Genomic DNA, 19,149 nt, shown 5'->3' on the forward strand with positions numbered 1-19,149 from the left:
TTTGCAGTTACCAGCCACAAGCGGCGCGTAACGGACGAATGGCGGCGTGAAAGCCGGAAAGGTCAAACACCAGGCCATCCAGATCCCCGCCACTGGCCTGCAGGCTGATGTCGGACGCCGATTCAATTGCACTAACCGTCCGGATAGCGGGTAAACCCCGCCCCCCACTGATCAGGAATCCGTTGTCCCGGACTCGCCAATCCGACCGTGCACCTCCGATTCCAATCTCAACGCGCTCCAGTTTGACGGCTTCCGGCAACATCAGAGCCAATTCGGTAATGTTGTTGTGGCACTGGAGCACCAACAAGGGACGCGGTGGTCTGACCCCGAGAGCCGGTATGGTCACGAGGTGCCCTGCAACCTGGCCGGTGTTGCGATAGACGACCGACAGGCTGTCGACCGCCTGGGCGTATGCCTGGCGCCAGCGCTCAGGACGGTGTACATCCGGAGCTGGCGAGGCCTCGGCATTCTCAATTTGGGTACCGAAAACATCATCGAAGCAGGCAAGGCGTTTGAGCCGCTGAGGTTCGCTCGCGCAGGCTTGAGCCGCGTCCAGGCGGTTTGCCATGACGGCGGGCGACGCAAGCGCAACGATCAGCATCAACAGCAAGCTTCGTGACGCTGTCATAGCTCGTTCACCCGGTATTTCAAACACTTGTGAGCCAGCGTGCGTTTGGGTAGGCCCAGACTCTCTGCCGCCTGGGCCCGATTGCCACCGTACTGCTGAAGGCGCTCCCGAATGACCGCAGCCTCGAACGCCTGCGATGCCGACTTAAGATCCCGGATATCCTTGCTTCCCGGCACACCAGGCATTGGCTTCGGCTCCACCACGGCTGTAGGTCCGAGCAGATCCGGCTCGCCAAACGGATCCTCCAGGCGGAGTACCTCGGGCTGAATATCGTCGCCTGCCGGCGTCTGCAGGCAGGCCAGCTCAATGATGTTCCTCAATTCCCGAACATTGCCCGGAAAGTCATAACCAGCGAGCCTGTGCAATGCATGACTGCTAATCCCCAGGGGGCCGGTACCTTCTCTTTCTGTGTAGAGGTGAATGAAATGGCGACTGAGGGATTCAAGATCTTCCGGCCGTTCCCGTAATGACGTCACCCGCAAGGGGAATTGGCCCAGTCGGTAGAACAGATCCCGACGAAAGTTACCGGCCTCGATTCGCTGCTGGAGAGGCTGATGCGTGGCGGCAACCAACCGGAAATCGGAACGCCGTTCGTCCCGAGCGCCGAGCGGCCTGAATTGTCGGCTTTCCAGCACGCGGAGGAGTTTCGACTGCAACGCCATTGGCATATCGCCAATTTCATCCAGGAACAACGTCCCCCCGTCAGCCTGGGCCAGGAGACCGTCCTTGGACTGGTAGGCGCCGGAAAACGCGCCCTTGGTGTGTCCGAACAACTCGCTTTCCAGCAGGGTATCCGGGATTGCGGCGCAATTGACGACAACCAGGGGGCCATCAGCGCGATCCGAGAGTTCGTGGATCCCCCGGGCGACGACGTCTTTGCCACAACCGGTTTCTCCCTGAACCAGCACCGAGAGCATGCTGCCGGCCGCGCGAACGACTTGGGTTCGCAACTGGGTCATGGCGACAGAATTGCCGACGAGGGTCCGGGATAACCGTTCACAATGCCGGCGAACGGTTTCCGTATCGTGCAGGTTATCCAGAGAGCGCTTGAGCAAACGCCGTTGCCAGATTTGGTCGCGGCTCTGCAACTGACTCACCCATTGATGAGCCAGCAGTTGTCTGAGGCCACCGAACAATGGCTGTGCCGTAATACCCTCCCAATCCGACTCATCCCGGCACAGAACCAGCATGCCGAGCATGCGCCCATCAGCGCCGGTCAGGGGTTCAATCCAGAACGAGCGGGGACGTTCGCTGGCCTCAAAGAGTGCCTGAAAGCCGGAATGATCGAGCCGATAGCTTGCCGCCCGAGAGAGCTCCCGAGCCCGCCCGGTTTGCAGGATATGACTGAAGGGGTGGCTAAAGTCATTGCAGTCGAATTCGGCCTGCTCCGGCAGCTCATCACAGTGTAAGGTCCGGCCACTGAGATCCAGCTCCAGTGCCCAGCAACGGGTCAGGCCAAAGGTCTTTCTAAGCTGCGCCGTCGCGGTTTTCAGCAACGCCGGCAATGTTTCCTGCTGAATTAGCTCAACCGCCAGATCGATGCCGGTGTGCAGTTCCGTCTGCATCCGTCCCATAATTCGTCCCTAAACGTTCCGGTTTTCTTATCCGTTTTCCTTAAACAACAGTTCCCGAAAATCCCTGGTCGGAAACACCCAACGTCACTTTCACAACCGGTTCCCTGAGTGCCAGCTTCTCCAGCAGCGCCAGTGAAACCGGCGGTAACAGCTCACCTTCCATGATCGACTCCAGCATTCGTGCGCCGTTCTCACTTCGAATCGCGCGACTGCGGATAGCTTCCACAAGCCCTTCTTCCAGCACCACCTCGGTCTGATACCGCTCACCGATCTGAATCGCCAGACGATCCAGTTTGTCGGCGACGATTCGATTCAGTGTGTCTTGATCCAGCGGCATGTACGGCAGAACTTCCATTCTTGCCAGTAACGCCGGCTTAAAGAAGTTTGCCAATTCCGGATACAGCGCTTCCTCAAGTCTCTCCGGAGTCCCCGCATGACTGACAATTGTTTGATACCCAAGGTTGGAGGTCAGGAAGAACACCACGTTCCTGCAATCGATCAATCGGCCTTCGCCATCGGCCAGCTCTCCCTTATCAAACGCCTGATAGAACAGGTTGAGCACCTCGGGGTGTGCTTTCTCCACCTCGTCCAGCAGCACGACGGAATAAGGTTTCTGGCGAATGGCCTCGGTCAGGATGCCCCCTTCTCCGTAACCAACATAACCGGGCGGTGAGCCAATCAGACGGGAAACCGTGTGCTTTTCCTGGTATTCGGACATGTTGATGGTGGTGAGAAATTGACGACCGCCGTACAGCAACTCCGAAAGCTGGACCACGGTTTCGGTTTTACCAACGCCACTGGGACCTACCAGCAAAAATGCGCCCATCGGTCGGCCCGGCCGACGGAGATCAGCACGGGCAGTAAGCAGGTGCTGATGCAGGCGTTCGATCGCCTGATCCTGACCTTTGATCTGAGCCTTCAAGTAGTCCGGCAGATGGGTGATGGTCTGCAGTTCATCGACGGTCATTCGGTTCACGGGAATGCCTGTCCAGTCGGCAATCACTGCCGCCACCTGCCGGGCATCAACCCGGGCATGTACCAGTGGGTCGTCGGCCTGCATCACCGCAAGTTCCTGCTCGACAGCGGCGGCTTCGTCGCAAAGGGCTGGATGCTCTTGACGCTCCGTCTCATTGATACGGTTAGCGGAGAACTCGTCAGTGCCCGCCTCCGTGAGCAGCTCCTCGCGGATTTGCACCAGGCGGGCGACCAGCTCTCGCTGGGTATTCCAGCGTTGTTCGACGTCCGCCGCTTCCGCATTCAACCTGACTAACTGGTCCTTGAGTTCAGCGTCCCGGCCAGCATCCACAGCCTGGCCGAGCGTAAGCTCACGCGTCATGAGCTCCTGCTCCATAGCGAGTTGGTGAAGCTCACTGCGCAGATGGCTCAGGCGGCGAGGGGGCGTACTCAGATTCAGGCTGACCCTGGCACAGGCGGTGTCCAGGACATCGATCGCTTTATCGGGCAATTGCCGTCCGACCAGATAACGGGCGGACATCTCAGCGGCCGCTCTTAATGCGCTGTCGGCAATCAGAACGCCATGCGCTTTTTCGTACACGGTTCGCAGTCCACGAAGGATGTGGAGCGCTTGAGCAGGACTGGGTTCGTCCAGGGTCACCGGCTGAAAACGGCGACTCAATGCCGGATCCTTTTCAAAGTATTTCTTGTACTCGCGCCACGTTGTCGCAGCAATCGTCCTTAATTCACCGCGGGCCAGAGCTGGCTTGAGCAAGTTGGCCGCATCCGCGCCACCCTCGCTGTTGCCCGCGCCGATCAGGGTATGAGCCTCATCAATGAACAGCATTATTGGCGTGGTGGAGGCTTTCACTGCATCGATCACCCCTTTGAGACGCTTCTCGAATTCGCCTTTGACCGACGCACCCGCCTGTAACGCCCCCAAATCGAGGGTCCAGAGTTCGACGTTTTCCAGTCGTTCCGGTACGTCACCGCGTACGATGCGCAATGCCAACCCCTCCACGACTGCGCTCTTTCCAACCCCTGCGTCTCCAACCACAATGGGATTGTTTTTACGCCGTCGACACAGGATATCGATCATCTGGTCGATTTCAGCGTCCCTGCAAACGACCGGATCCAGCTTTTCCTCACGGGCCAATCGGGTGAAATCGGTCGCGTAACGGGTAAGCGGATCCATATCTGCAACCGGAGCAGATTGATCAACCTCACCCCCACCGAACACCGGCTGTTCCGTTGATCCCTGGGTCAGAGCATCGAACTTACGGCGCAGGTCCTCGCGATTGATGTCCCTCACCGCCCGAGCAACCGTCGGCATCAGGTAGCGATCGGCGTTCAACAACAGCGCCAGAAAAATTACCCCGGAGCGCAGCTCTGTGTGACCGAGTTCCGCGGAAGCCAGCAGCCAGGCGTCTTGCAGTAGCTCAATCAGCAACGGCGAAAACGTGGGATAGGGCTCCGCGGTCTGACGCTCACCGTTCAAGCTATCGCCAATGAGTGCCTGAAGCTCCTGATGGTTGATGCCACTGCGTTCAAGAATCTGACGAACGTCGGAAAAGGGAGATTCCAGAAGTTTGAACAGGAGGTGTGCAGGGGTAATTTCAGCGCCCTGGCGGCTGATACAGAGTGCTGCCGAGGATTCCATTCCCAGACGGCAAATTTCATTCAGGCGCTCGATTAGCGCCGGCAGTTCTACCCGAATCACAGTGATGTCCTTATTTCGGTAGTTGTTCCAGAACGCTGAGCACATCCTTGATGCGATCATCCAGCGCCATGCTATAGAGGGTGTAAACGCCCACCATTGCCGCAACAAAGAACCCGGCAATGCCCCACAGAGGCAGGCCACTTCGCAGTCGGTTACGGGCTGGTGTGACGTTGCTCAGGGCATCCGACAAGGGGCCTGGCTCGTCGCTTTTTCGCTGATTCTTGAGCTGTTCGTACAACCCCTGAACGATCGCTTCATACTCATCGCGACCGTTTTCCATTACCTTGTAACGGCCTTCAAAACCAAGTGACAGGCACAGGTGAATGAAAGCCAGCATATCCCGATAGCGGGCGGGTTCCCGCTCCATGCGGCCCAGAATGGCGAACACCTTTTCCCCACCCCAGGTTTCGTTGTGGAACCGGGACAACAGAGAGTGTTGAGACCATACGCTGTGCGCTCCCCAATCAGTGCCAAGCACCGCTTCGTCGATAAAGGCACACAGTACATAGCGATAGGCCACCACCGTTGGTCGCTCATAGCCCTGTTCAATGAGTTCCCGATCCACTGCCGTTACTTCGTCGACGACTTGCCGGTACAGGCCCTCCACGTCACCAAACTCAGTCAGCCGGCGCACACGGATTACCAGACCAAGCAGTGGCGTAGCCGCATCTATGAGCCGGTTATCCTCGAGTCCTCGAAGCTGAAACTGTTCGTTGGCGAAGCCACTGGCGGAGGACGCGGAGCGTTCGGAGACATCGGCAAACATCAAATCGCTGAATGCACTGCTGCCAGTGTCCATACCACCATTGGGTAAATCCATTACCTGCGCATCTGCCATGAATTAGCTCCTTATTGCCCAAAATTGCATTTCCATGCCGGGGAAACTTCCGGCCACGTGGAAGGCGAAGCCACTTGCGTTGTCGAGCATTTGCCAAGCCTGGCTCTGGTCATCCAGTCGGAAGTAAACAAATCCGGCATGGTAAGGAAGCTGCCGCGGCGCTACCGGTAATGCCGTCAACGGAATGCCCGGTAACTGCAGGCTGATGAGATCGCGGATCTTTTCCACCGAGGCCACCTTGCACTGCTGGGTGAACTGCTTGCGCAGGTCGTCCAGCGGCAAATCTGCTTTCACGGCCAGAATAAACTCGGCGTCACGCACCAGTTGACTGTCTTGCAACGGGGCAACCGTGAGACCGTATTGCCGTTCCTGCAATTGAATGGCCAGTGCCCGCGGCTCCAATACTGTACTCAGGGACTGACGAAGAACCTGCATCAGCGGGGTAAAGCAGACCTCTGGCAAGTCGTGGTCGTAGGCTGAATATTCTCGGGGCAATCGATTTTCGTCGGTGAAGGTAACCAGCTCACCGCACAGTTCCAGCATGGCTTCGTACAGTCGCTCCGGATGGAGCTGACGCAAGCGGGCCAGGTGCATGAACTTCGGGTGGGCGCGGTTAAGCATCTGAAGCAGCATAAAATCGGCCACATCGGCCACGCCGCCCTGGCTTGGCGCACCCACGCGTTCAGCGATGTTCTTTGCCCGCTCGCGCATCAAGCCCGCCATTTCGCCCACAAAGCGCTGAAGCCGGGGCGCAGCCCGTACACTCAACATCGTCGGTACAAAATGGGAGTCGAGGACGAGGCTGCCATCTGGCCGCTTTTCCAGAATTCGCCCAACTGCCAGGGCGGCATAGGCGCTGCGATCCTCCCGCTCCAACATCAACCGCGGGGCGACCCGGGCGACGTCAATGGAGTGGGCATCTCCGTCAACCGAGTGCAGGTCTCGTATCTCCGCACTTGCAGCCCGGAACCGCCCTGTTGTTGACGTATCCGGCCACTGCACCTCCGCCAGGGAATCGCTGCCGAGTGGAATCGCGAGGTAAACCACCTGATTGGCCACGGAAGCGTCGCCAATTTCCAGCGGTTCCGGCATGGCATCGTCCTGGGAAAGGTTGAACCGAGTGCCGTCGGGGAAAAAGCCCGCGGCCCGGACCAGACCGATGCTACCGAAACTCAGGTATTCATCATTCAGCTCAAGATCGCTAAAGCCGTAAAGAAAGTCCGAGACGGCCAATGCGCGCTCATTGATCTGATGCTCCAGATAGCGCTGCTGTTGCTGGAAGTGCTGAGGCTTTATGAACAGGCCGTCACTCCAGACGACTCGATTGGTAACCGCCATCAGGACTCGTCCGAACGCTTCAGCTGTACTTCCCGCTCTCGCAGGTTGACGAGCAGATGGTACCGGCCACCAAGGGGGTCCACCTTCACCACTTTTTTCCATTGGGACAGGTTGGGGTAGGCGTAAAAGGCAATCACGCCAACAAAGCGGGTGTCTTCACTGATCTCGAAGGGCTCAACGAACTTGAACTGACCAGGCACAAGCGAATAATCACTGTGGTCCACGTAGTTCTGGCCCAACGATTCGTCGAGATTGTTCAGGAGCGAGTCAAAGTCACCGGCCATCAGCAACGAGCTATCCCGCATCTCAATAATCTGGAAGGCAATCGGGGTCGGCGCCAGCGATTCATTCGGGTTAACGTCGGGTTCCGCTACCATGGTCAGGTCAACCCGGCTGGGCAGGTCTTCCGGGTACCCCACCGGTATGTCGGGATCCCAGAGAACTTTCGCGGTCTTGGTCACCGCGTTGTAAGGCGTGCTGCATCCTGCCAGCACAAGGGTTATCGCCAGCAAACTCCATTTGCAGATCTTCACAACAGATCCTCCCTCTGTAATTGGCGCAAGTGTTGGTCGTAAGCCTGGTCGAACACCTCCTGAAAGAGACGTTCAAAGCCCTGCTGACGACTGGATTTCAGTTCACGGTAGTAGTTCTGATACATGTCCCAGGCCCAGCGGCCCTCATCTTCACTCTGTCCCAGCCCTCGACGATATCCGTGGAAGCGGCGCAGCAGGGCATCCGGCGAGAATGCGTGCAGAATTGCGGCGAGGGCCTCACGGATGGCCGATTGGGTCGCCAACTGGTGGTGGTTAAGACTTTCCAGACTCTCTCTAATGGCGGCTGGCGCTGACAGGTGTACCGGGCTGCGCTGACTGGCAAACAGGGTTTGTACCGTGTCCTGGTAATCGGCACCCAACCGCAGCGGATTATCTTCGATCGGCTGGAGCCTGGTACGGAGGGCCTGATGGCGACTGTCTTCACATTGATGCAAAGCAAGCAGCCCCTCGACCGTGGCTTTGAGTGTTTGCCCTGCCTCCTCCATGAATAGCTGCATTTCGTCGCTGCTAACGAACTCCAGCTCCGTTTCCATGCCCCGCATCAGCGGTGCACCGCTGATGTGTTTTCGACTCGTATCGGAATTCCTGTGATAACCAGCAACAGATCGTGAGTCTGGCATTCTATCTCTCCCTGATGTTCTGATCGGAAGCCCCATCGCAACGTCGCGGTTTTCCCGATATTCATCCGTTACTGCAGCAGCACCCGCCACCCACGTGGGGTCATCAGCCATAAGCGACAATTCCGTCCCCTGCTCTCCCGCGAGTTCCCTTCGCCAGGGATTCAGCGGATCGTTGGTGTCATCCATTCCAATGGCCGGGTCAAGGCCTTCCAGCGGCTCTTTCCCTTCCACGGCCGCTTCCTTCTCATGAACAGACACTTTGTCTGGTTCGACAACGTCACCATTGACCAGCTGATCATGCTCGGGCTCAGGATCTGCCCCGTGATGTGACCTATCTCCGGCGGCCAGTTCCGCACGAAGGTGATACCGGCCAACCTTCACCGTATCACCATGTTCCAGGCGTGCCCGTCGGCCCCGACCAAGCGGTTGACTGGAGCTGTTGATAAACGTCCGACCGCTGCGATCGATCAGGCAAAAGCCCCCATCCATAAAGCGAATCTCGGCATGGCCAGCCACCACTCCGGTACGATGAGGCGAGAGTTGCCAGGTGTCGTTGGCTGCGGTACCGATTGAGCCACCACTGACGTCGAAGCAATGCTCAATGATCGCTCCACTCCCCGTTTCCGCCGGATTCGTGAGTGTCAACTTCAGAAGCATTGACGGGCGAGTGTTCATACCTGATTCCTTGTTAAACCGGCATCACCGGCGTATCTGAATTCTTACCGCAGGGCGCCTGCGGGCCTTTTCCGGAGTCACGAAGGAATTCCAGCCAAGTCGAACCTCATTGCCCAACTCGATGGCCCGAACATCCTGAGGTCGCATCTGCAACTCGAGGTCGTAGGCAAGCTGCTCCCGAGTGGCGAACTCGACGAGTTTTACGAGGCGCTCGTGCTCACAGCCATTGGGCAGAAAGTCAGCGAAACGTTCACGGCTCAGGTTACGGATACGAAGAATGAACTTGCCGCTGCGGTCCCGCACACGATCACCGACGAGCGTATTGCTGCCCAGCACGGCATTGGCTTTCCCCAACTGCGTCTGCTGGTCTTGGGCAATGGCGACCCTGCGAAGCACCCACTGCTCAATGCTGACATCGTCCAGATCAAAGCAATGGGCCACCATGCCGCTGACAACCTCCGGTGAACGACTACGCCCTGCCATCAGCCCGGCATAGGCGAGCATTTTCGACCAGTTCAGCGGTGTCGCATTCCTCAATCGGCTGTCGCCGAGCCCAACCAGGGAAAAAATCAGGTCCGAAAAACCGTCTGACGCACCGGGCTGAAAACGAACGTAATAGCGGTACTTTCGCCAACTGCGATGAAACAGCGTCACCAGACGATGATTGAAGAAATCCAGAAAGTGACGACGTACCCCCAGGCTCTGACCGGCCTCCCAGGCCAGATCTTCCAGGTAGTACCCCGGCAGCGGCGATTGCGAACCGTGCAGCCCCAGAAAGCTGACTTCCATCTGATAAGGCGCATGTTCGTGCTCCGGCGACAGCGCCGACACGACATCGCTGCCCGGAAAACCCAGGCCTGCGGAAGCGGAAAATCGAATGCGCTCCTGGCGGGGCTGGTCAGTTCCGTCTCGCTCGAGATCGTCGCCATGATGCCGGTGAATCAGGTCCACCAGCTGAAAAAAACTGTAGCGTCGCGCATTGCCCAGAACGGGTTGCAGCTCGGCTACATCAGCGGCTGCTGACCTTGCTGTAACGTCCATGTGTACCGTTCCTGATTGTCGACGTTCACCACATCCAGTTGGTGAAACGCGTTAATGCTCGCGTACAGCGCAAAAAACTGGCTCAGCACCGTGCCGAACAGGAAAAGGTCGCCCTCTGAGGCAAACCCACTCTGATCAAGGTCCAGCACTGACCGAATGCCCCGAACCGGTAATCCTCGCACCATGCGGTCTACCGGCGTGGTTTCAATTTGTCGGATACCCGCAAGCCGTTGCTGGGACACCCTTTGGGCCTGTCGATCAACCAATGCCCTGAAGTCGTACACTCGTAACACCGTACGCAGCGCATCAACATCGAGCATGGACAGATAATTGAGCGACAGATTTGAAATCAGGGTCCACAGGAGACTGCCATCCAGCGTCGGGCGCAGCGTTGCCGTCGGCCGGGTGATATTGCTGAACGAAGCAAATGCCGGTGAACTCTCCGTGGCCATGCAAACCTCGCCAACCGCCAATTGCTGGGGCAGTTGGCGGTTGGTACACGTCAGGGTCAGCGACACTGCCTCCTGACGATTCAGGCACTCAGACTCATCACCACGCACGAATGAGAGGTAATGATCGAAGCCGTCTCCCCGAACACTCTCGCGAGCCCGCATCCGGTAATACAGGGCGGTCCGCCGACGATCGCGTTCCACCTCATGCTGAAAGCTCTCGAAGGGCGTATAGATGCGAGGTTCACCTCGTCCGGACCGACCTTCCAGCCAGCCCTCTACCTGCTCAATACTGAAGACCTCATAGTGGTCCGGCGAACGGCCCGAGGGCGAGATGCGGTACTCGGTCTGACGCCCACTCAAGTCGACCGGTTCACCTTCGTGGCTGAAGAGATTGACAGCGGGCGTGCAGTACAGCTGAAGACTTTCGGTTCGGACGCTGGTGTCGGGTGGCAGTATCCGATTGAAATGAAAACGCAGGCTGATTTCGTCCGCCTGAACCGATGGCAAACGGGCCTGAAGGCCCCGAACATCCACAAAATGGAAGGCTTCCGGAAAACTCAGGTACTCCTGCAGTATCCGATATCCCGGATAGGCGTTTTTCGGGTAGGGAAGCAACGCCTCTTCGGAGCCGAATCCCACTGGTTGAAGCAGCGATGCGGGAAGGTTGTAGATAGCATCTCCGACAACCAGTTCCATTCGCTTAAGATAGTGATTAAGCCAAAGGTACAGAGTTTCTGCGGAGTGTTTATCACCGCCCAGGTAAAAACGCAGAGTGCCCAGACCCAGTTCCGTCAGAGGCTGATCGGTGTGAAGCGCCAGATCCACGGTGACCGAAGACACTTCCCGAGAATGCTCCGCGTGCGCACCTGCAACGCTCATTGGAAACACATCCACCGGACGGCAGGTTCGAAACCGACATTGGGTCTGCCGCGCAGCGTCGCCCACTGGCCGACTCTTGATTTCGGTGTGGCGATGCACCCGCTGACGCTCACTGATTGCATGCAACTGCGGATCAAATCGCATGATGGTGCAACTGGGCACCGGGCGAAGATAGTTTGGCCACAACATGTTCAGCAGGGAATGCGTGAGCTCGGGAAACTCGTCTTCAACCTTTTCTCGAAGCTTGCCCGTCAGGAACGCGAAGCCTTCCAACAGGCGCTCAACGTCCGGGTCAGTGCTCTGCTCCGAAAGAAATCGGGTCAGTTGAGGGTGCGCCTCCGCAAATTCTCGCCCCTGCAGCCGCAGGAAGGACAGCTCATCCCTGTAGAATCGGTTTAACTTCATAAAACTCATACACCAATGTCCGGCTAGAGGCAGCGCAGGGATTTATCCCCACCCCTCTTTTCCATGCCGGTTAAACCACGCGGTAATACCGCTTGTCATCCAATAACAGATCGATGGTCGTTTTATCGTCCGCGGAATCCGTTCTCAGATAGACCGTCACCTGAAAACGCAACTGCAACGGGTCCTGTTGCTGCGGCAAAGGCACCACATCGACGCGCCGCACCCTGGGCTCATAGTTCTCTATGCAGCGTCGAATAGCGCTCCGGATCTGGATATTGAGGTCATGGGTCCCAAGGGTGGCATCGTTGAAATCCAGCAAGCCGAGGTCCGGTGCACTTGCGCTATTGCCGGGATGCGCATTGAGCAATCGAACCAGATGGCGCTTGATAGACTCCAGCACATGGCTGTGCTCGCCAATGTCTTGCCCTGAGGGTTCGGCAGCCTGCTCCAGTCGTTCGAACAAGCTGCCGCCCATACCCTGGAGAGCGTCGTAAGGACTCATTTAGTCCTTGTCCAGGCGGCCCACGAGGGACAACTCGAAGTTCGCTCCCATGTACTTGAAATGGGGGCGAACCGCGAGGGAAACCTGATACCAGCCGGGGTCACCCTCAACGTCAGATACCGTCACCTGAGCCGCACGCAGTGGACGGCGGCTGCGAACGTCCGCCGGCGGATTTTCCTGATCGGCAACATACTGGCGAATCCAGGTGTTCAGCTCTCGCTCCAGATCCTGACGTTCCTTCCAGGAGCCGATCTGTTCTCGCTGAAGTACCTTGATGTAATGCGCAAGCCGGTTGACGATCATCATGTAGGGAAGCTGGGTACCCAGCTTGTAATTGGTCTCAGCTTCCTTGCCTTCCTTCGTGTTAGGGAACTGCTTCGGCTTCTGCACCGAGTTTGCAGAGAAGAAGGCAGCATTGTCGCTGCCCTTCCGCATGGTGAGAGCGATGAACCCTTCGTCCGCCATTTCGTACTCACGCCGGTCGGTGATCAACACCTCTGTGGGAATCTTGGATTCAAGCTGACCAAAGGATTCAAAAAGGTGTACAGGCAGGTCTTCCACCGAGCCTCCGCTTTGCGGGCCGATAATATTCGGGCACCAACGATACTTGGCAAAACTTTCGGTCAGGCGGGTGGCCAGCAGATAAGCTGTGTTGCCCCACAGGTAATGCTCATGGTCAGCGGATACATCCTCCTTGTAATTAAAGCTGCGCACCGGATTCTCCGTCGGATCGTAGGGAACCCTCAACAGGAACCGGGGCGAGGTCAAACCAAGGTACCGGGCGTCCTCAGACTCCCGCAGTGAACGCCATTTGGCGTATTTCGGGCCCTCGAATACGGCCTTCAATTCCTTGATTGCCGGCAACTCCTGGTAGCTGTCAACGCCGAAGAAAGACGGGGCCACGGAAGACAGGAACGGCGCATGAGCCATCGCCCCAACCGAAGAAACGTACTGCAAAAGCTTCATGTCCGGTGTGGAGGGCGTGAAGGCGTAGTTTCCGATAACGGCTCCGACGGGCTCCCCACCGAACTGACCATACTCGGTGGCGTAAATGTGCTTGTAGAAGCCCGTCTGAGTGACATCCGGGGCGAACTCGAAATCCTCGAGAAGCTCGGCTTTGGTAACATGCAGGATGTCCACCTTGATGTTTTCGCGGAAATCGGTGCGGTCCACCATGAGCTTCAGGCCACGCCAGGAGGATTCCAGCTCCTGTAGTTGTGGCGCGTGCAGAATCTCATCCATCTGAGCGCTGATCTTGCGATCCAGCTCCACGACCATCTGGTCGACCAGAGCCTTGTTGACGGGCTGACCCTTCTCATCACTTTTCAGCAAGTTGGAGATAAACGTAGCCACACCCTTTCGCGCCACATCGTAGCCTTCATCGGCAGGTGCCATCCGGCTATTTGCCATGACCTGATCCAGCAAGGACCCTTCTGAAACGGTTTCGGAGGCAGCAGATTGCTGCACAGCAGTATCAGACATACCACATCCCTTTAGTACGTAATTGACATTCGAATTTTGAGCCGCGCTCCGGCGGCATTGGCGTTACTCGCCGGTGGCCAGTTCCAATTCAGCCAACAACTTCTCCCGGGCCTGCTCGTTGTCCAGCAGCTCCTGCAGTTTCGAGCGGAACGATGGCACGTTACCCAGGGGGCCTTTGAGGGCTACCAGGGCCTCACGCAGGTCAACCAGTTTCTGAAGTTCCGGAACCTGACGGGCAATGCTATCGGGGGAGAAGTCTTCGAGAGTCTGGATGTTGAGGTTCACCGGTAAGTCATCGGCGCTTTCATCCAGTTGATTGGAGACGGTGGTGGAGAGGCTCAGATCAGCTTCTTTCATGACAGAACGGAAGTTGTTCTTGTCGACTGAAATCGCCTTTCTATCTTCGATGGGGGTTTCTTCAGCATGCCCCTTGAAATCACCAACGACGAACATTTTCAGCGGAAGCTCGGTTTCGGCCTGCTGATCCCCGGTGGCTGGAACATACTTGATATTGATGCGCTCTTTAGGCGCGACGGAACCGTCTTTCGATGACATGCGCTTGCTCCCTGTGCAAATCATTTACAGTTGTTCAATCCCTTGTACGCGCCCTCCTGGCACGCAACGCCCCGCAACTCTACACAGGTCATCTGGCATTCTCAAGCAAAAACTGGCCGGGAATTCGTCAGAATGTGCACCCGGGCAAGGTTTGGCCGGGCTCTAACGGAGGTGACATAACCCCGAGAAATTTGGAGACTCCGGCAATGATCGGAAACGCCAGGCTTGGAGAAACTCAACCTTAAGTCAACTCCATTTGGCGCCTCCCTGCGGAGTCACAAGTCAGAGCTTTAAATCCTCCAGCGCAGAACGCTATTTTCGAATACTTGCATATCCACGAGAGCCCTTTTCCCTCAAACTGTCTGAGGCTTACTCATGTTCACCCAGACCCTTCAATTTAGTTTGCGTGTAGCGATACGGATTACTTTGCGAGTCGTGTTTCTAGCAGATCAAAAAGTGAAGTTGTTACCTGACCAAAAAATCAGTAGCAGGATGGCTAGCAGATCAATATTTAAACGTGACTGTTTACCGACCTTTTAAAGGGGGGGACTAGATACAAATTATAAGGAACTTCACCCAACCATAGCTCTTTGCCAAAACTTCATAGTTGGCCTTGGCTCGATTACTGTTTGAGTTTTGTATCTTTGAACCGTTCTAATCTGGACTGGATCCCTATCCTCAGCGTAACCTCAAAGGTAAAACAACAAGAGAGTTATAATAGTCCCTACCGAACCGACTTAGGGCGACAGAAAGTGGATGAGACGGTCAAACTTGTCACACAAAGCATCCCGTGAACACTGCTCGAAAATCAACTAGCTTGTGATTTCGCCAATCAGGTCTAAGCCCTTAGGCAGAAAGGATCTCGCGCTATCTTTGAGGGGTAACATGGAACTCGAAAAAAAAAGAGAACTGCTTTTCCCAGAGGGACTCATCAATTGGTCCGGAGCCAAGAGAGGTGGTATTCGACAGCCTTTTCAGGAAGGGTCAGGCCGACCAGTTAAGGAGCAATTTACCACTCCGTTGGTCGAGAAACTTGCACATTGGGTTGATTCACTCACCGCTGGTGAAGCAGGTGTTCCAACCGCCGTTCTTCTGGTTGGTGGCCCCGGTAACGGAAAAACTGATGCCGTCGAAGGGACTATTTCGAGATTCGACGATGCGATTAATGCGGGAGGAAAACTACTTCAAAATTTCGCTGACCAATACAAGCGAGAAGTAGCAGCCCGCCCACCTCGAATGACAGAGGTTAAATTCGAAGGACTAAATAAAAATGTTGTTTCTATAGAACCAACAATACGATTGGTTCAGGATGCTACAGAGAACGATCCTTCCTTGCCAGGAGAAACAGCGGAATCCCTGCTATTGAGAGAGCTTCGACAAATACACCGCGGCGAATACAAAGGGATCTACATCGGTTGCGTCAACCGTGGCATTCTAGCAAATACCTCATCTCTAGCCACCCGGAACGGGGACGATGAGATGGCTAGTTTCTTGGCAAAGATAATCTCGGCCGCGAGTGGTGGAGTAGAAGCCCCTGACTGCTGGCCACTTGAAGGAAGCAAGCTTGCCCTTTGGCCGATGGACGTTGAATCCTTAGTCGCCCCTTCGCACGAAGAAGAACCTTATACCAGTGTTGCGCACCGCGTTTTAGACAAAGCACTTGCCAAGGAAAGTTGGACTCTCCCCTGCGAGAACAAAGCCGACTGCCCTTTTTGCCAAAATAGGGCACTACTCGAGAACAAAAAAGCCCGGGACAATCTAGTTCGTTTCCTTTTCCATTATGAACTCGCATCTGGCAAAAGATGGACTTTTCGAGACCTTTACTCGCTTGTTTCATACCTGTTTATTGGAGATCCAGGCTCACTAGTAATAAATGGGAAGTATTACAGGCCATGTGACTGGACCGCCAAGATGTTACAACTGGAAGCAAAGGGCCTCGGTAGCTTGGAGAGTGCGCGTGCTCGTTATCTGCTTACATCACGACTTTATCATCACAGACTATTCCCCAATTGGCCTCGGTTGGCTACCGGTCAACACCACAAAGCATACACATCAGTTCTTGCAGGAAAAAAAATTCCTGAACAGCTTAGCGAGCGAGCTCTAAATCTGGCGAAATTCCACTTTTCCACGCTCAAGACTCTTGCAGAAAACGAGCAAAACTCAATCAGCGAACTCCTATCAGGAGACTTCTCTACAAGCCTAGACCCGGCTCTCATCCATGGAGAGCGTGTGCTGTACACTGAGTCGAGGAAGGGGCAACCTGTGACTGTCAATTGGATTGAAGAGCATTTTAGCCTTTCGGTAAAGGATGGGCTAGAAGCTGTTTCCGAACGCCTGGCACCTAGCGAACGAAAGCTTTTAGCCCAGCTAGCGGAAGCTGACGAGACACTGCAAGACCACTACCATCCGGCCAGATTTTCGAAACAAGCTAGACTTTTACAATCGTCTTTACGCCAGTTCGCGGCACGGTTAGTGAAGCGAAGCCTTGGTTTAAGGTTCGGAGTCTCGAAAGACGGGGAGCTGCTCAAGAAATACGCTCTCCTTTATCAAAGTGATGCCCAATATGAAGAGGTAGAGGATCTCGTCGAAAAACTCGTCAACGAAGACCGACGCTCCTTTAAGATCCCGCTATCAACTACTTTCGGTCAGCCTGTCGCCCATCGTGATCGAGACGTATCACTCCGAGTAAGAAACGTTAGTACCTCTATGCACATGGATTCTGGCAACTCCTCGAAACCCGCCGCACGATCCCCGTTTATACGAGTTCATAACAGGTATGTACCCGTCACCTTTGCTTTATACAAGGCCCTGAAAGAAATAGAGGAAGGCCTGAACCCCGCCTCTTTACCACAGGAAGTCTTCGCATTGATCGACGAAGTGAAATCTGTTACCGCTGGACAAGTGGCCAGAGACAAGGATTTCGTGAGAGACAACGTTGACCTTACCATCGGACGGGAAAGCTACATGCTGAAAGTAGGCAAAACCGTTCGGTTTAGGAAGTAAACCTCATGGAAACACTAAGAGACTTCTTAAATGAGCCCTGGAAGGAAGCCAGCTTACACCCAAACTACGCCGCCAGCTTTTTGCACCTGACCCCGTTCCCTGAAGTTGCCACAGGAGAGATTCTGCTGGCCTCACTGTATAGGAACGTCGGGTTTTCGGACTCCGGTTTGGTTAGTGAAAAAGTTTGGCACTTGGGAAAAGGCTTTCGGAAGCACCTCGAAAAGGGAAGGCGACCGGATAATAAACAAAGTGAAGTTGGATTCGATGCGAAGTTGTGGAACAAAGTTGTAAATCGAGCGATTGCTACACCAAACCTCTCGGGACAATCGAGTCAGCGGGGGAGCCAAATTTCACCTCTGGTCCCAGACGCTACTTTGTACTCAATGTCTGCTCGCTTGACAGGAAACCCTTGGAATCCAGGGAAGCTAATCGCGAAGATGATTGCAATAGGTACTGGCGACTACGGAAAAGCACTAGAAATCTGGAGGAAGCTTTTCGACAAATTGAGTGTAACTGAAGAAGATGACGACACCTGGGCTTTTCTGTTGCAGTCAGAGTTCGAAACTTGGCGAACGGAAAGCATCAAAGACGCATGGAAAAAGCCAAGCAAGTTTCCTTATTCCGCCGATACGTTCTTTGGCCCCCTACCTGTGCAGTGCCCTGCCAATCGATTTGTTGAGGACCTTCAAATCGTCCTCGAATTAAAAGGCCATCTTACGCGCAGACAGTGGATAAGTATGCTTGAGTCACTTTGCAGGATAGGAAGCAGCGCACACGTAACATGGCTTTGCCATGCCCATGATGTATGCCGAGAGCTTTTAGAAAATGCCGTCTTTCAACGTAAGAGCGCAGGCAAGGTGGATGTCGAATCGATTCTCAATTCAGAGAAACGTTTTTGGAGCCTTGGCCAACTCACTACAAAACCGATAAGAGAAACAGCACGCCACTATATCGAGGGTCGCGGCGCCCTGAACTTGATCTTACATATGCTAGAGACTAGGGGAGTAGACATGTCAAGGGTTCGTTTACGCAACCCAGACGAAATTATGGAAAGCCTAAAGTACCTAGCTAATTTAGAACACAAGTTTGATTTCAACGAATACCTTGAGTACTTCAATGAAATGATTGAGAGCGACCGCAGGATCGCCGAGTGCAAAAAAGGCTCATCAAAGAATGTCTTGGAGTTCCTTGGTCACGTAGCGCGTCAGCGCATGACCTCTGAAGCTGGACTAGAAAGTTATGATCAAGGTTACTATGTCGAGAAACGCGGCAATTATGCGAGTGCCCCCTGGGTCCTAGGACTAGGCCCCTTATCGACAATACTGATGGTCCACTGTGCAGCGAGCAAAGTGGTTGGGCCTTGTACCGTTCAAGATTTGTGCAAGCAGCTCGCAGGCTATGGAATAGAGGCGGAATTGGCTTTGGGAGCAGGCGAAAGCTTAGGCAAGAGACTTCGGGATATGTCGATTGCTATTGATAGCCCCGACGCTGAAGGAGGAATGGTTCTTGTTAGCCCTCTAGCGGGAGCAAGGAGCGCGGGAAGATAATATGAAGCAGGATTTCATCAGCTACCTAGTTGGCTTGATTCAGGAAGATGCAGGCCATTATATCTCATCCGAAAATGATGATCTGAGGGTCGTCTTTTCCGCTCTGCCCGGGAAAATGCTTGACGAAGTATTCGACAGGTTCGAGGCAATGGGACCACGAATCGTTTTGGAGCGCGGAGAACACTCTAAGAGAGTGCCTGTACTCCGGATTCAAGAAGGCGTAGAGGACCCACCACACCAAGATACGACCCGGTGTTCACGGAACCATGTTGTAGCAGTCAGAACAGCTTACGGATCATATCTTGCACTTGCAGCAATTAATGATCCGCCCTTGCTTTCTACGGGCACTACCGTAAACAAACTAGGACTGGAACGAACTAAC

General features: G+C 55.1%; 14 protein-coding genes. 2 read left to right on the plus strand and 12 right to left on the minus strand.

Features of this window, described 5'->3' with window-relative positions:
• Positions 1–7: 7 nt before the first annotated feature.
• The 12 genes from vasI to tssB form a co-directional block, all read right to left on the minus strand.
• Positions 8–628 (minus strand): type VI secretion system-associated protein VasI, encoded by a 621-nt coding sequence (vasI, locus tag KXD86_RS10080; protein WP_218635893.1) that lies wholly within the window; start codon positions 626–628, stop codon positions 8–10.
• Entirely contained in the window at positions 625–2,193 is a 1,569-nt protein-coding gene (locus KXD86_RS10085; protein ID WP_218636793.1) for a sigma-54-dependent Fis family transcriptional regulator, read from the minus strand. Before KXD86_RS10085 ends, vasI begins: the two co-directional genes overlap by 4 nt.
• A gap of 49 nt (positions 2,194–2,242) precedes the next feature.
• The gene (gene tssH / locus KXD86_RS10090; RefSeq protein WP_218635894.1) at positions 2,243–4,876 is read right to left on the minus strand and encodes a type VI secretion system ATPase TssH; all 2,634 of its coding nucleotides are present in this window, start codon (positions 4,874–4,876) and stop codon (positions 2,243–2,245) included.
• A gap of 10 nt (positions 4,877–4,886) precedes the next feature.
• The gene (gene icmH / locus KXD86_RS10095) at positions 4,887–5,714 is read right to left on the minus strand and encodes a type IVB secretion system protein IcmH/DotU (RefSeq protein WP_218635895.1); all 828 of its coding nucleotides are present in this window, start codon (positions 5,712–5,714) and stop codon (positions 4,887–4,889) included.
• A 3-nt stretch (positions 5,715–5,717) separates the two neighbouring features.
• Positions 5,718–7,052 carry a type VI secretion system baseplate subunit TssK gene (gene tssK, locus KXD86_RS10100; RefSeq protein WP_218635896.1) on the minus strand — a complete coding sequence of 445 codons (1,335 nt, stop codon included), beginning with the start codon at positions 7,050–7,052 and terminating at the stop codon, positions 5,718–5,720.
• Complete coding sequence (gene tssJ, locus KXD86_RS10105; RefSeq protein ID WP_218635897.1) at positions 7,052–7,585, minus strand: type VI secretion system lipoprotein TssJ; 534 nt, start codon at positions 7,583–7,585, stop codon at positions 7,052–7,054. The genes tssK and tssJ overlap by 1 nt, the downstream gene beginning before the upstream one ends.
• On the minus strand, positions 7,582–8,901 hold the full coding sequence (gene tagH / locus KXD86_RS10110; protein ID WP_218635898.1) for a type VI secretion system-associated FHA domain protein TagH: 1,320 nt from the start codon (positions 8,899–8,901) through the stop codon (positions 7,582–7,584). Before tagH ends, tssJ begins: the two co-directional genes overlap by 4 nt.
• Before the next feature lie 24 nt (positions 8,902–8,925).
• Complete coding sequence (gene tssG / locus KXD86_RS10115) at positions 8,926–9,942, minus strand: type VI secretion system baseplate subunit TssG (RefSeq protein WP_218635899.1); 1,017 nt, start codon at positions 9,940–9,942, stop codon at positions 8,926–8,928.
• On the minus strand, positions 9,906–11,678 hold the full coding sequence (gene tssF / locus KXD86_RS10120) for a type VI secretion system baseplate subunit TssF (protein WP_218635900.1): 1,773 nt from the start codon (positions 11,676–11,678) through the stop codon (positions 9,906–9,908). The genes tssG and tssF overlap by 37 nt, the downstream gene beginning before the upstream one ends.
• Positions 11,679–11,748: 70 nt before the next feature.
• A complete protein-coding gene (tssE, locus tag KXD86_RS10125; RefSeq protein ID WP_218635901.1) occupies positions 11,749–12,180 on the minus strand; it encodes a type VI secretion system baseplate subunit TssE in 432 nt (143 codons plus the stop codon).
• The gene (gene tssC, locus KXD86_RS10130; protein WP_218635902.1) at positions 12,181–13,662 is read right to left on the minus strand and encodes a type VI secretion system contractile sheath large subunit; all 1,482 of its coding nucleotides are present in this window, start codon (positions 13,660–13,662) and stop codon (positions 12,181–12,183) included.
• A gap of 63 nt (positions 13,663–13,725) precedes the next feature.
• A complete protein-coding gene (gene tssB / locus KXD86_RS10135; RefSeq protein WP_218635903.1) occupies positions 13,726–14,217 on the minus strand; it encodes a type VI secretion system contractile sheath small subunit in 492 nt (163 codons plus the stop codon).
• An 885-nt stretch (positions 14,218–15,102) separates the two neighbouring features.
• On the opposite strand from tssB, the gene KXD86_RS10140 reads away from it, so the two are divergent.
• Positions 15,103–17,220, plus strand: coding sequence for a hypothetical protein (locus KXD86_RS10140; protein WP_218635904.1), 2,118 nt, complete (start codon positions 15,103–15,105; stop codon positions 17,218–17,220).
• A 5-nt stretch (positions 17,221–17,225) separates the two neighbouring features.
• The gene (locus tag KXD86_RS10145) at positions 17,226–18,767 is read left to right on the plus strand and encodes a hypothetical protein (protein ID WP_218635905.1); all 1,542 of its coding nucleotides are present in this window, start codon (positions 17,226–17,228) and stop codon (positions 18,765–18,767) included.
• Positions 18,768–19,149: the final 382 nt, after the last annotated feature.

The organism is Marinobacter arenosus, from assembly GCF_019264345.1.
Taxonomy (GTDB): Bacteria; Pseudomonadota; Gammaproteobacteria; order Pseudomonadales; family Oleiphilaceae; genus Marinobacter; species Marinobacter arenosus.

Excerpts from the sequence above, each read along its gene's own strand:
- KXD86_RS10145 (WP_218635905.1), top strand. The coding sequence starts at position 17,226 with ATGGAAACACTAAGAGACTTCTTAAATGAGCCCTGGAAGGAAGCCAGC.
- tagH (WP_218635898.1), bottom strand. The coding sequence starts at position 8,901 with ATGAACACTCGCCCGTCAATGCTTCTGAAGTTGACACTCACGAATCCG.
- KXD86_RS10085 (WP_218636793.1), bottom strand. The coding sequence starts at position 2,193 with ATGCAGACGGAACTGCACACCGGCATCGATCTGGCGGTTGAGCTAATT.
- vasI (WP_218635893.1), bottom strand. The coding sequence starts at position 628 with ATGACAGCGTCACGAAGCTTGCTGTTGATGCTGATCGTTGCGCTTGCG.
- tssC (WP_218635902.1), bottom strand. The coding sequence starts at position 13,662 with ATGTCTGATACTGCTGTGCAGCAATCTGCTGCCTCCGAAACCGTTTCA.
- tssK (WP_218635896.1), bottom strand. The coding sequence starts at position 7,052 with ATGGCGGTTACCAATCGAGTCGTCTGGAGTGACGGCCTGTTCATAAAG.
- tssE (WP_218635901.1), bottom strand. The coding sequence starts at position 12,180 with ATGAGTCCTTACGACGCTCTCCAGGGTATGGGCGGCAGCTTGTTCGAA.
- tssB (WP_218635903.1), bottom strand. The coding sequence starts at position 14,217 with ATGTCATCGAAAGACGGTTCCGTCGCGCCTAAAGAGCGCATCAATATC.
- tssF (WP_218635900.1), bottom strand. The coding sequence starts at position 11,678 with ATGAAGTTAAACCGATTCTACAGGGATGAGCTGTCCTTCCTGCGGCTG.
- tssG (WP_218635899.1), bottom strand. The coding sequence starts at position 9,942 with ATGGACGTTACAGCAAGGTCAGCAGCCGCTGATGTAGCCGAGCTGCAA.
- KXD86_RS10140 (WP_218635904.1), top strand. The coding sequence starts at position 15,103 with ATGGAACTCGAAAAAAAAAGAGAACTGCTTTTCCCAGAGGGACTCATC.
- icmH (WP_218635895.1), bottom strand. The coding sequence starts at position 5,714 with ATGGCAGATGCGCAGGTAATGGATTTACCCAATGGTGGTATGGACACT.